General features: G+C 65.6%; 11 protein-coding genes. 7 read left to right on the forward strand and 4 right to left on the reverse strand.

Annotated elements, in window-relative coordinates:
• Positions 1 to 8 precede the first annotated feature (8 nt).
• The gene (locus tag SAB01S_RS09575) at positions 9 to 2699 is read left to right on the forward strand and encodes an exo-rhamnogalacturonan lyase family protein (RefSeq protein WP_062732802.1); all 2691 of its coding nucleotides are present in this window, start codon (positions 9 to 11) and stop codon (positions 2697 to 2699) included.
• Between the two features lie 17 nt (positions 2700 to 2716).
• On the forward strand, positions 2717 to 4030 hold the full coding sequence (locus tag SAB01S_RS09580; RefSeq protein WP_062732803.1) for an oligogalacturonate lyase family protein: 1314 nt from the start codon (positions 2717 to 2719) through the stop codon (positions 4028 to 4030).
• A 21-nt stretch (positions 4031 to 4051) separates the two neighbouring features.
• Here SAB01S_RS09580 and SAB01S_RS09585 read toward each other — a convergent pair whose 3' ends face one another.
• Positions 4052 to 4693, reverse strand: a complete 642-nt coding sequence (locus SAB01S_RS09585) for a TetR/AcrR family transcriptional regulator (protein ID WP_062732804.1) — start codon at positions 4691 to 4693, stop codon at positions 4052 to 4054.
• A 103-nt stretch (positions 4694 to 4796) separates the two neighbouring features.
• Between SAB01S_RS09585 and SAB01S_RS09590 the strand changes: the two genes are divergently transcribed.
• The 5 genes from SAB01S_RS09590 to SAB01S_RS09610 all read left to right on the forward strand — a co-directional run bounded on the left by SAB01S_RS09590 (position 4797) and on the right by SAB01S_RS09610 (position 9903).
• Complete coding sequence (locus SAB01S_RS09590) at positions 4797 to 5981, forward strand: acetyl-CoA C-acyltransferase (protein WP_062732805.1); 1185 nt, start codon at positions 4797 to 4799, stop codon at positions 5979 to 5981.
• Between the two features lie 16 nt (positions 5982 to 5997).
• A complete protein-coding gene (locus tag SAB01S_RS09595) occupies positions 5998 to 6759 on the forward strand; it encodes an SDR family NAD(P)-dependent oxidoreductase (protein WP_062732806.1) in 762 nt (253 codons plus the stop codon).
• Between the two features lie 234 nt (positions 6760 to 6993).
• The gene (locus tag SAB01S_RS09600; protein ID WP_062732866.1) at positions 6994 to 8115 is read left to right on the forward strand and encodes an NAD(P) transhydrogenase subunit alpha; all 1122 of its coding nucleotides are present in this window, start codon (positions 6994 to 6996) and stop codon (positions 8113 to 8115) included.
• Positions 8116 to 8200: 85 nt separating this feature from the next.
• Complete coding sequence (locus SAB01S_RS09605; RefSeq protein ID WP_062732807.1) at positions 8201 to 8485, forward strand: NAD(P) transhydrogenase subunit alpha part 2; 285 nt, start codon at positions 8201 to 8203, stop codon at positions 8483 to 8485.
• A complete protein-coding gene (locus SAB01S_RS09610) occupies positions 8485 to 9903 on the forward strand; it encodes an NAD(P)(+) transhydrogenase (Re/Si-specific) subunit beta (protein ID WP_062732808.1) in 1419 nt (472 codons plus the stop codon). Before SAB01S_RS09605 ends, SAB01S_RS09610 begins: the two co-directional genes overlap by 1 nt.
• Here SAB01S_RS09610 and SAB01S_RS09615 read toward each other — a convergent pair.
• The 3 genes from SAB01S_RS09615 to dgcN are packed head-to-tail and all read right to left on the reverse strand — an operon-like array spanning position 9887 to position 13193.
• On the reverse strand, positions 9887 to 11161 hold the full coding sequence (locus tag SAB01S_RS09615; protein WP_062732809.1) for a dicarboxylate/amino acid:cation symporter: 1275 nt from the start codon (positions 11159 to 11161) through the stop codon (positions 9887 to 9889). The genes SAB01S_RS09610 and SAB01S_RS09615 overlap by 17 nt on opposite strands.
• A 2-nt stretch (positions 11162 to 11163) precedes the next feature.
• Positions 11164 to 12156 (reverse strand): N-acetyl-D-Glu racemase DgcA, encoded by a 993-nt coding sequence (gene dgcA, locus SAB01S_RS09620; RefSeq protein ID WP_062732810.1) that lies wholly within the window; start codon positions 12154 to 12156, stop codon positions 11164 to 11166.
• Between the two features lie 5 nt (positions 12157 to 12161).
• Positions 12162 to 13193, reverse strand: coding sequence for an N-acetyltransferase DgcN (gene dgcN / locus SAB01S_RS09625; RefSeq protein ID WP_062732811.1), 1032 nt, complete (start codon positions 13191 to 13193; stop codon positions 12162 to 12164).
• Positions 13194 to 13211 lie beyond the last annotated feature (18 nt).

The raw sequence follows: 13211 nt of genomic DNA on the forward strand, positions 1-13211 counted from the left end.
GAGGGGACATGAACCGCATTTTGACCATCGGCCGTCGCGATATGCTGCGCGCCAGCCTGATGGGCAGTGCCGCCGCGCTGCTCCCCACCGCTGCCCGCGCCGCGTCGACCGTACCGCGCAGCACGCCCGTCAGCTGGATCGACGGCGAAGCGCCCATGCTCAGCCTCGGGCAGACCTTCGGCGTGCCCTGGCCGCGTGGAGCCGTGAAGCCGGGTGCGCCTCTGGTGGTGCGCAGCGACGGCAAGCCGCTTTCGTCCCAGCACTGGACGCTCGCCACCTGGCCCGATGGCTCGCTCAAATGGTCGGCGCATGCGCTTCCGGCCGGCATGGACCAGCCCGCAACCCTAGATGTCGCCCTTGGCCGCGCCCCTGTCCCCCAGCCGGGCCTTTTCGTCCGTGAACAGGAAGATGCGGTGGAAATCGTCAGCGGCGCGACCCGCTGGCGGTTCCCGCGCAAAGGTGCGGTTGTGGTCGCCGGCGCCTGGTCGGGTAATCGCCAGGTCATGGGGCCGCTGACGCTGGTTGCCAGCGTCGATGACGCGCCAGAGAACGGCCGCCGCACTCCGCTAATCGGCCGGATCGCCCGGGTGACCGTCGAGCAGAAAGGCCCGGTGCGCGCGGTTGTCAGGATAGAGGGCATGCATGAGGGGGCAGGGCGCAGTCTGCTGCCCTTCTCCGTGCGTTTCTATGCCTATGCCGGCGGGGATCACGTGCGCGTGGTGCACAGTTTCATCTTCGATGGCGATCCGGAGAAGGATTTTGTCAGCAGCCTGGGCCTCGCCGCCGCTGTCCCGATGACCGGCGCGCCGCATGACCGCCATGTCCGCCTTGCTACCACGCAGGGGCATCTCTTTTCCGAAGCCGTCCTCCCGCTCACGGGCCTGCGCCGTGATCCGGGTGAAGCGGTGCGCGAGGCCCAGATTGCCGGTCGCGCCGTGCCGATGGATGCGATGGCGGACAGCGTCCGTCCCCTGCTGGACCGGATTCCGACATGGAGCGATTTCAGCCTCAGCCAGCTCAGCGCCGATGGTTTCGCCATCGTGAAGCGCACGCAGGCCGGCCATGCCTGGGTCGACGCAACCGCAGGAACCCGCGCGCTGGGACTCGGCTATGTCGGCTCGCCGGCAGGCGGCGTGGCGCTCGCGGCGCGCTATTTCTGGCAGCGGCACCCGACCCAGATCGATGTCAGGGACGCTGCGGCCGATGAGGCGCGCCTGACGCTCTGGCTGTGGTCGCCCGAAGCGCGTCCCATGGATATGCGCCCCTATCGCGGCGTGCTCGGCATGGAGGGTTACGACGCCCAGAATGAAGGGCTGGCCATCACCTATGAGGATTATGAGCCGGGCTGGGACAGCGCGACCGGCACGGCCCGCACCAGCGAACTGACACTCTGGGCCTGCGCCGCGACGCCCGACGCTGACCGGCTCGCGGCCATGGCGCAGGCCAATGCCGTTCCGCCGCAACTGATGGTCGTACCGCAGCGAATCCACGCCGCGAACGTCTTTGGTCCCTGGGCGCTGCCCGATCGATCGACGCCGATGAAGGCGCGGATCGAGGACCAGATCGCCAATCTCGCCGCTTTCTATGAGGCGGAGGTCGACCGTCGCCGCTGGTATGGCTTCTGGAATCATGGCGACGTCATGCACACCTATGACGCAGACCGGCACCAATGGCGTTACGACATTGGCGGTTTTGCCTGGGATAACAGCGAATTGTCGCCCGACTTGTGGCTGTGGCTGAGCGTCCTGCGCACGGGCGATGCGGGCCTGTTCCGCTTTGCCGAGGCGATGACCCGCCACACCGGAGAGGTCGACGTCTATCACCTCGGCCGCTTCAAGGGGCTGGGCACCCGCCATGGCGTCCAGCATTGGAGCGACAGCAGCAAGCAGCCACGCATTTCCAACGCCATCTATCGGCGCATCTATTATTATCTGACCGGCGACGAACGGGTCGGCGACCTGATGCGCGATCTGCTGCTGTCCGACCAGACGCTCGCCCATGTCGAAATCGGCCGCAAAGTGCCGGGGGCGGAGCGCAAGACTTTGCCCGAGGGCGTCATAGAGATGACCTTCGGCACCACTTGGTGCGCGGTCGCCTCCTCCTGGCTTGCCGAGTGGGAACGGACCGGGGATCGCAAATGGCGCGACCGGCTGCTTGCCGGCATGACCAGCATTGGCGGCCTCCAATATGGCTGGCTGACCGGGACCGCGCCGTTCGACCTGTCGACGGGCCGCTTCCTGGGCAAGGGCGACGACATATCGGTTTCGCATCTCAATGCCGTGTTCGGTGCGCTCGAACTCAATGCCGAACTGATCGACCTGCTGGACGTGCCGACCTATCGAACCGCTTGGCTCGATTATTGCCGCTGGTTCAACGCTCCGCGTGCGGAATGGGAGGCGAAATTCCCCGTGCCCTATCGCGGCCGCAATCTGCGCGAAGGCCATTCTCGGCTGACAGCCTATCTGGCCCATGAAACCCGCGATCCCGCCATGGCGCGGCGCGCCTGGGAAGAATTCTTCTCGGGCGAAGCGGGCCTTGGCCTTTCGCAGGGCGATCCGCGCGTGACGTTGAAGGGGCCGCAAATCCTTGGTCCCACGGTCGAATGGCCCCATGTCTCCACCAATGCCGCTGCCCAATGGGGGCTGGCGGCGATCGAAAATCTGGCGCTCATCGCCGATGCCCTGCCGGCCCAAGGCTGAAGAAGAAGGATATCTCCATGAAAAGTGGCATCTCGCTCCTCGCACTGGCGGGGCTCGCCTGGACCGGCGCTTCGTTGGCCAAACCGGTGAAGCAGTGGACCGACGCCACCACCGGACATGAGATCGTCCAGATCACCGATGCGCCCGGCGGCGCGGCCAGCCTCTATTTCCACCAGAACAGCTATACGCCCCAAGGCGACAAGATGGTCATTTCCACGCCCGATGGCATCAGCGTCGTGACGCTGGCCGACTGGAGCGTGAAGCCGCTGGTCAAAGGGCGCGACCTGCAACTGCTTTTCACTGGCCGCCGCACACGCACGGCCTATTATGCCGGCCGCCGCCGCGATGATGCGGGTGGGGCGACGACCATTTTCGCGGCCGACATAGACAGCGGCAGGACGCGGCGCATCGCGACCGTGGCAAAGGGCTCGATCGGATCGATCAACGCTGACGAAACCCTGCTGCTTGGCCAATGGGCGGCTAGCGACAAGCCCCTTCAGCCCGATGGCACCAAGAAGGGGAGCGAACCTGAGATCAAGCAGCAATTCGGTCAGGCCAACTACGCCGCCACCGGCCCCGACGGCCAGCCGCTGACCTTCGCCGAGGCCAAGGAAGTGCGCCTCAACGAACGTCTGGAGGCGAAAATCCCGATGGAAATCTTCACCATCGACATTCGCACCGGCGAGCGGAAGGTGGTGGTCGCCTCGACCGACTGGCTGAACCATGTCCAATTCTCGCCCACCGACCCCGGCCTCATCATGTATTGCCACGAAGGCCCCTGGCACAAGGTCGACCGCATCTGGACCATCCGCACCGATGGCACCGGCAAGCAACTTGTCCACAAGCGCTTCATGAACATGGAAATCGCCGGTCACGAATTTTTCTCGCCGGACGGCAAATGGATCTGGTACGATCTTCAGACGCCGCGTGGGGAAGTGTTCTGGCTTGCGGGCTATGAACTGGCGACCGGCCATCGCCGCTGGTATCATGTCGACCGCAATATGTGGTCGGTCCATTACAACCAGGCGCCCGATCTGCAACGTTTCTCCGGCGATGGCGGCGACAGCGAAATGGTCGCCCATGCACCCGACGGCAAATATCTCTATCTCTTCACGCCCAGGGACATTCCCGACGTGGCGGGCATCCATGCCGACAATGCGGCCGACCTCGTCGCGCCCGGCACGTTCGACGCCGAAAAAATCGTCGACATGGCGCGGCACGACTATCGGCTGGAGCCCAACATCACCTTCACGCCCGATGGCGCCTGGATGATCTTCCGCTCCAACATGGATGGCAGCAATCAGGTCTATGCCGTCAGGGTGAAGAAATAGGCGCTGGGGCGGGTTGCTGATTCAGACTGGGGGGCGCGGCGCCAAACCGCCGATCAGCGTATCGACCAACGCGACGGCAATGTCCTGCGGCCCGCTCGGCCCGCTGGGGTCGTGCCAGCGGGCCGGCCAGTTGAGCGCGCCGGCAATCGCAAAGGCGCTCATCTTGACGTCCACCGGGGCGATCGTCCCGTCCGCTATGCCATCAGCGATCAGCGCGCGCAGCGTCTTGTCGATCTCGCTTTTGCGCGCGCGAATTTCCGCCGCGCTCGCCGGTGACAGCAACTCATCACCCGTGCGCACCATGCACCGCCCGAAATCGTCCATGTTGGTGCGCGCATAGGCGATCAGGAAGCGCCGCAACCGATCAATGCCCCGCCCTCCCTCGCTCTGCGCCTGCTCGGCAGCGATCCGCAGCGGTTCCAATCCGCGCGTCACGCATTCGATCAGCACCTGCTCCTTATTGCCCAGATAATGGTAGATGGTGGGCTTGCTGATCCCCAATGACGCCGCGACATCATCCAGCGACGTGGCATGAAACCCGCGCGCGTTGAACATGCGCACCGCCGCCGTCAGCACGGCGTCCCGTTTCTGCTCGCGCTCCTGCGCCTTTTCCGCCCGTGTCCGAAACGGGGAAGCGGGCTTGGTATCCACGTCTACTTGCACTGTCTGTCTCCGTCCGTCAGCTTGACAAAAAACGCGTGGATAAGCAATATACTCATCAGTAGATTTACGGCGTCAGCGACGCTGCAAGGAAGAGGACGCGCCAATGCAAGAGGACCCGATCGTCATCGCCGGCTATGCCCGCACCCCCATGGGCGGTTTTCAAGGTGCGCTGTCACCCTTGAAGGCAACCGATCTTGGCGCGGCGGCAGTCAGGGCGGCGATCGAGCGCGCTAAGCTCCCCGCCGACGCCGTAGATCGCATCTATATGGGCTGCGTCCTTCCCGCCGGCCTGGGCCAGGCGCCCGCGCGCCAGGCGGCGCTCGGCGCTGGCCTTGGCCTCAATACGGAGGCCACGACCGTAAACAAGATGTGTGGATCAGGCATGCAGGCCGCGATCATGGCGCATGAGGCGCTGGCGGCCGGCGCGGCGGACATCATCGTGGCGGGCGGCATGGAAAGCATGACCAACGCCCCCTATGCGCTGCCCAAGCATCGCGCCGGCGCGCGTATCGGCCATGACCGCATCATCGACACGATGATGATGGACGGGCTGGAGGATGCCTATGAGCCGGGCAAGGCGATGGGTGTTTTCGCCGAAGAAGCCGTGCGCGACTATCAGTTTAGCCGTGCGGATCAGGATGACTATGCGATCCGCTCGCTCTCCCGCGCCAATGACGCGATTGAGTCGGGCGCTTTCGTGCGCGAAATCACTCCCGTGACCGTGTCGGGGCGCGGCGGTGACACGATCATCGACACGGATGAACAGCCCGGCAAGGCGAAGCCCGACAAGATCCCGTCGCTGCGCCCGGCCTTTACCACGGATGGCACGATCACCGCCGCCAATGCCTCGTCCATATCTGATGGCGCTGCGGCGTTGGTGATGACCCGGCGCAGCGTGGCCGACCGGCTTGGCCTGCCCGTCGTGGCCCAGGTTGTGGCGACCGCCGCCCATGCGCACGAGCCATCCAAATTCACGACCGCGCCCGTGCCTGCGATGCGCAAGCTGCTCGACAAGGCCGGATGGTCGGTGGATGACGTCGACCTGTTCGAAGTCAATGAAGCCTTTGCCGTCGTCGCCATGATCGCGGCGCGTGAACTATCGATCCCGGCTGAAAAGCTTAACGTCAATGGCGGCGCGACCGCGCTCGGCCATCCCATCGGCGCGTCGGGCGCGCGCATCCTGACGACGCTGATTGCGGCGCTGGAAAACCGCGGCCTGCGGCGCGGCGTCGCCAGCCTGTGCATCGGCGGCGGGGAAGCCACCGCCATGGCCGTCGAACTGATCTGAACAAAGGGGTAAAGCCATGGACATCAACAATATGGCCGCCATCGTCACGGGCGGCGCGTCGGGGCTTGGCAAGGCTACGGCCGCGATGCTGGTCGCCAATGGCGCGAAGGTCGCGATCCTCGACCTGAATGAGGATGCCGCCAACGCCGCCGCGCAGGATATCGGCGCTGCCGCCTTTGCGCTCAATGTCGCCGATGACGCTGCCGTAGCCGCCGCCCTCGAAGCGGCGGAACAGGCCCACGGGGTCGCCCGCATCCTTGTCAACTGCGCGGGGATCGCGCCGGCCAGCAAGACCGTGGGAAAGGAAAATGCGCCCCACCCCCTGGACATTTTCCGCCGGACGATAGAGGTCAACCTGATCGGCAGCTTCAACCTCATATCCAAATTCGCCGCCCGCGCCGCCGCTGCACCGGATGTGGAGGGGGAGCGCGCCGTCATCGTCAATACGGCGTCCGTTGCCGCCTATGACGGCCAGATCGGTCAGGCCGCCTATGCCGCGTCAAAGGGCGGCGTCGTCGGCATGACGTTGCCGATCGCGCGCGATCTGGCGCAACATCATATCCGCGTCATGACCATAGCGCCGGGCATTTTCTGCACGCCCATGGTGGAAGGTTTCCCGCAGCATGTGCAGGATGCGCTGGGCGCGCAGGTGCCCCATCCCAGCCGTCTGGGCGCCCCGGCCGAATATGCGCAGCTGGTCGAATCGATCATCCGCAACCCTATGCTGAACGGCGAGGTCATCCGCCTGGACGGGGCGATCCGGATGCAACCGCGCTGAATGTCTGCGCCCCTGTCCTCAGGCAACTGACGAAAAGTCGCATAAAGATATTGCTTGGAAGCTGATAGAAACGATGCGCATGATGCGTATTGCCGCCGCCACAGGACAGAAATAGAGGCGGGGTAACGATAGATCGGGGGTATCGAGACGCGCTTAGAGCATGGGCGCATCTTGCTTTCCCCGCGATTGACCGGCGCGTCTGGCGCGCCGGTACAGGATAAGGGAGAGGGGATAGTGAAAATCGCGATCGTGCGGGAGCAGGCGGACGGCGAACGCCGCGTCGCCGCCACGCCGGAAACCGTCAAGAAATTCAAGGCGCTTGGCGCGGACGTCGCCATCGAATCCGGGGCAGGGCTTACCGCTTCGATCGCCGACGCTGATTATGCAGCCGCTGGCGCGGCAGTCGCCGACCGCGCCGCCACGGTCGCAGGCGCCGACATTCTATTGGGCGTGCAGGGGCCATCGCCCGACAGCCTGGCCGGTGCGAAGCCGGGCGCGTGGATCGTGGCTGGCCTCAACCCCTTTGGAGAGCGCGCCCGCGTCGATGCCTATGCTGCTGCGGGTTTCGAGGCTCTGGCGATGGAGTTCATGCCGCGCATCACCCGCGCGCAATCGATGGATATCCTGTCCTCGCAATCCAATCTGTCGGGTTACAAGGCTGTCCTTGACGCCGCCGCCGAATATGGCCGCGCCTTTCCGATGATGATGACGGCCGCCGGCACGGTGTCGGCGGCCAAGGTGTTCGTGATGGGTGTCGGCGTCGCGGGGCTTCAGGCCATCGCCACCGCCAAGCGGCTGGGCGCGCAGGTCAGCGCCACCGACGTGCGCGCCGCGACCAAGGAACAGATCGAATCCCTGGGGGCCAAGGCCATCTTCGTCGAAAAGGTCGCAGGGATTGAGGGTGAGGGCAGCGGTGGCTACGCCACGGAAATGTCCGACGACTATAAGGCCGCGCAGGCCGAACTCGTGTCCGGCCATATCGCCAAGCAGGATATCGTCATTACCACCGCGCTGATCCCGGGCCGGCCCGCGCCGCGCCTTATCAGCGACGCTCAGATTGCTACGATGAAGCCGGGTAGCGTGATTGTCGACCTGGCGGTCGAACAGGGCGGCAATGTCGAGGGCGCGGTCGCCGGCGACGTGGTCGAGCGTCACGGCGTCAAGATCGTCGGCCATCGCAATGTTCCCTCGCGCCTCGCCGCCGACACCTCCGCCCTCTTCGCGCGCAACCTCTATAATTTCCTCTCCGCCTTCTGGGACAAGGACAGGAATGCGCCAGTGCTGGACGAGGAGATCGGCAATGCCATCCGCCTGACGCAGGACGGGAAGGTCGTCAACGAACGGCTGCTGGGGTGACGATCATTTGGGCGCGTCCGGCCAATTAGGTGCGGACCGCGTGATAACGCCCTGGCTCAAACAGGGTGAACGGGGAGTAGGAACGATGGACTTCATTTCCATCCTGTCGATTTTCGTGCTGGCGTGTTTCGTCGGCTATTATGTGGTATGGTCGGTGACGCCGGCGCTGCACACGCCGCTGATGGCGGTCACCAATGCAATTTCATCCGTCATCATCGTCGGTGCGCTGGTCGCATCGGCCGAAGCAGGCAGCACGGCGGCCAAATATCTGGGCCTGCTCGCGGTCGTCTTTGCCTCGGTCAACATCTTCGGCGGCTTTGCCGTCACCGAACGCATGCTCGCCATGTACAAGAAGAAGGAGCGCAAGTGATGCACGAGCTTGCTCCAGTCTCGCCCTTCGTTGCGCTCGCCTATCTGATTGCGGGCGTCCTCTTCATCCTGGCGCTGCGCGGCCTCTCCAGCCCGGCGACCAGCCGGCGCGGCAATCGCATGGGGATGATCGGCATGGCCATTGCGGTCGTGACGACGCTCTATACCCATGACATTGCCAGCCTGCCCGAAATCATCGGCGCCATCCTGATCGGCGGCGGCATCGGCTTCGTCATCGCCCGCCGCATCGCCATGACTGCCATGCCGCAGCTGGTCGCGGCGTTCCACAGCCTCGTTGGCCTTGCCGCCGTGCTGGTGGGCGCGGCCGCCTATCTCAATCCCGGCGCCTTTGGCATCCTCGACATGCTGACCGGCCAGATCCATCAGGCCAGCCGGGTCGAAATGGGCCTGGGCGTCGCGATCGGCGCGATCACCTTTTCCGGGTCAATCATCGCCTTCCTGAAACTCAATGGCAATATGTCGGGCAAGCCGATCATGCTGCCCGCGCGCCACCTCGTCAACCTGGGCACGCTGGCGGCGATCCTTGGCCTCGTCACCTATTTCGTGACCGACCAGAGCCCCTGGGTGTTCTGGACGGTGACGGCGCTGAGCTTTGTCATCGGGTTCCTGCTGATCATTCCCATCGGTGGCGCGGACATGCCCGTCGTCGTGTCGATGCTCAACAGCTATTCGGGCTGGGCCGCCGCCGCCATGGGCTTCACGCTGGGCAACAGCGCGATGATCATCACCGGCGCGCTGGTCGGATCGTCGGGCGCGATTCTTTCCTACATCATGTGCAAGGCGATGAACCGCAGCTTCATCAGCGTCATTGCCGGCGGCTTCGGCGCGGAAAGCGGGGGCGCGTCGGGTGGCGCGGCAGCGATGGACCGCCCCTATAAGCGCGGCAGCGCGGAGGATGCGGCCTTCCTGATGAGCCAGGCGGACAGCGTCATCGTCGTGCCGGGCTATGGCATGGCCGTCAGCCAGGCACAGCATGCGCTGCGCGAAATGGGCGACATGCTCAAGAAGGCTGGCGTCAGCGTCAAATATGCGATTCACCCCGTCGCGGGCCGCATGCCGGGCCACATGAACGTGCTGCTGGCCGAAGCCAATGTCCCCTACGACGAAGTGTTCGAGCTGGAGGACATCAACGGCGAGTTTGGCCAGGCCGACGTCGCCTTCGTCATCGGCGCGAACGATGTGACCAACCCGGCGGCGAAGACCGACAAGACCTCGCCCATCTACGGCATGCCGATCCTCGACGTCGCCAACGCCAAGTCGGTGCTGTTCGTGAAGCGTTCCATGGGCGGCGCTGGCTATGCCGGCGTCGACAACGAGGTGTTCTACATGGACAATACGATGATGCTGCTGGCCGACGCCAAGAAAATGGTGGAGGAAATCGTCAAGTCGCTGGATTGATCGGCACGTCGCTGGCCGGTCCGGGGACACTCCCGCCGGCCAGCGACTTGCGCTCCTGCCGCGCGACGACGGCGGTGACGGTCAAATTGGCGCTGGCGCTGGCAACCGTGCGCGTCATGTCGAGCAGCCGGTCGAACGGCAGGACAAAGCCCACCACCAGCGTCGTCTGTTCGGGCGCAACGCCCACAGCCGACAGCACCGCCGCCAGCATGAACAGCGAAGCCGACGGAATGGGTGCGGTGCCAAAGGCGGCGAGCGATCCGGTCAGCAGCATGATCGCCAGCATCGGGCCATCGGCCTGAACCCCAAGCGCCTGCAGGCTGAAAACGCTGAGCAGCCCGACATACATGGCCGTCCCGTCCTTGCCGATGCTCGCCCCGATCGGCAGCACGGTAGACGCGACCGCAGGCTCGATTGCCAACTTCTCCTGCGCGACGCGCAGCGCGACCGGCAGCGTCGCGGCCGAGGATGCGGTGGAAAAGGCGACGAGCAACGGGTCGACCGAAGCGCGGAAGAAGCGGCGGATCGATAGGCGCGCCGCCAGCCCGATCAGCGGCAGATGCACCAGCAGGATCTGCGCCACCACGCCCAGCACGACGCACAGCGCCAGCCAGCCGATATTGGTGAAGACCGCAACGCCATTGTCCGCGACCGCCTGCGCGATCAGCGCCAGCACGCCAAAGGGCGTCACCTCCATCACGATCCGCACCAGGTGAAACAGCACGCGCCCGGCCGATTCCAGCACGCGCGCCATCGGGCGCCCATCCTCGCCCGACAGGATGACGCCAAAGCCGAACAGCATCGCAAAGAAGATGATCGCCAGCATGTCGCCTTCGACCAGCGCCGCGACGATATTGACCGGCACGATGCCGATCAGCTGGTCATGCACCGATTTGGCGACGCCCAGCGCATGGGGTGCCGCGCCCCCCAACGCCGCGCCGCCGCCCGGTTCGACGATAAGGCCCAGCGCCATGCCGATCGACACCGCGCAGGCCGTCGTCGCCGCGAACAGCAAGAGCGTGCGTCCGCCCACCGCGCCCAGCCGCCGGGGATCGCCAAGAGCCGTCACGCCCGACACGATTGACACGAACACGATCGGTACGACCAGCATGCGGATCAGCCGCACGAACAATTCGCCGATGAAGGCGATCCATGGCGCGGCGGCTGGCCAGAACAGTCCAATTGCGACGCCCAGGACCAGCCCGCCGACCACCCGCTGCCACAAGGGGATGGCGAACCAGCGGCGCGCCGCCCCCATGGTCAAAGGCCGCCCCAGAAGCCCGGCTGCGCCGGCAGTAAATAGCCCTTGTCGCCGGCAAGGCCGCCCGCCCGGTCCGCCGCCAGCCATAATGGCCCGTCCAGGTCGACGAAGTCGCTCTGCGCCGCGATCGCCCAGGCCGGGGCGATCGACAGCGATGAACAGATCATGCAGCCGGTCATGACGCCCAGTCCGCGCGCCCGCGCCGCTTCCGCCAGCGCCAGGGCGGCGGTCAGCCCGCCGGCCTTGTCCAGCTTGATGTTCACCACGCCATAGCCATCGGGCAAATCGTCGAGATCGGCGGCGACATGGACCGACTCGTCCGCTGCAATCGGGATAACCGATGCATAGCCGCGCAGCGCATCATCGGCTCCCGCTGGCAATGGCTGTTCCAGCAGGTCGATGCGCAATTCCCGCGCCAGGCCCTGCATTGTTTCGACCTCAGCGATGGTCCAGCTTTCATTGGGATCGACGATCATGCGCGGCCCCGGCGCGGCGACCCGCACCGCCCGCAACTGCGCGACCGGGTCGCTGGCGTCCACCTTCACCTTGATGAGCGGCACATCGGCCAGCGCCGCCGCTGCCAGCCGCATATTGTCCGGCGTGTCGAGGCCCACCGTCATCGCCGTGGCGATTGGTTGCAATGGCGTCGCGATCCCCGTCGCCGCCGCTAAATCCCGCCCTTCAAGCCGCAATTCCAGGTCCCATAGCGCGCAATCGACCGCATTGCGCGCCGCGCCCGCCGGTAGAATTTCCAGCAGCCCGCGCCGGCTCACCCCAGCTTCGATCGCCGCGCGCACCGCCTCGATCTCGGCGATGCTGCCCGCGACGCTTTCGCCATAGCGCGGATAGGGGACGCTTTCGCCGCGCCCCTCGACCCCGCCTTCCGCGATCGTCACGGTGACGACATCGGCCGCCGTCTTGACGCCGCGCGATATGCGAAAGGGGGTGGCGAGCGGGAATGTCTCGCCCGTGACGGACAGGGAACGGGGCATGGGGATCAGATCGTCTCCGTGGCGGGGGCGGGCGCCTCCATGGCTATCAGCAAATCGACCATCGCGTCGACACCCATGCGATAGGGGTCGCAGCAGGGCAGGCCCATCCGGTCGGCGGTGCGGGCGCATAGCGCCGCCGCCGCGCCGTCTTCCATCGCCGACGTGTTGAGCGCGATGCCCACCGCGCGCACATCCGGGTTGGTCAGCCGCGCGGCGCGCAGGTTCGCCTCCAGGCAGTCCTCCAGCGACGGCGGCGCATAGTGGGGCAGCCCCCGCATCGTCTGGCGCATGGGGTCATGACACAGCACCAGCGCATCGGGCTGCGCACCATGGATCAATCCGGTCGACACCCCGGCGAAGGACGGGTGGAACAACGACCCCTGACCTTCGATCAGGTCCCATCCGCCATCATGACGGTCGGGCGAAATCTGCTCGACCGCGCCGGAAATGAAATCGGCCACCACCGCGTCCAGCGGCACGCCGTCGCCCGCGATCAGGATGCCCGTCTGCCCGGTCGCGCGAAAGTCCGCCTTCACCCCGCGCGCCTGCAACCCCCGCGTCAGGCACAAGGTCGTATACATTTTGCCGACCGAACAATCGGTGCCGACTGTCAGCAGCCGCTTGCCCGCGCGCCGCTTGCCGGTGCCGACCGGAATGTCGGGCCGGGGATCGCGCACGTCATGCAGCGTCCGGCCCAGCCGCGCCGCCGCTGCGACCAGTCGCGGCTCGTCCTTCAGTCGCTGGTGCAGGCCCGACGCGATATCCAGCCCTGCCTCCATCGCCGCCAGCGCGTCTTCGACCAGATCGCTGCCCAGCCGCCCGCCCGCATTGGCGATGCCCAGCACCAGCGTGCGTGCGCCCGCATCATGGGCCTGCGCAAAATCCATGCGCGGCAGGTTCAGTGTCAGTCCGCAATCGTCATGGCGAAATTCGCCGACGCAAATGTCGGGCCGAAACACCGCCAGCCCGCGCGACGTCTTGATTCCAATCTCGTCATTGCTGTGGCCAAGGTAGAGGAGATAGGGCGTCGCGATCATGGATGGATGAACCTGCTT

Source organism: Sphingobium abikonense NBRC 16140 (assembly GCF_001598335.1).
In the GTDB taxonomy this organism is placed as follows: Bacteria; Pseudomonadota; Alphaproteobacteria; order Sphingomonadales; family Sphingomonadaceae; genus Sphingobium; species Sphingobium abikonense.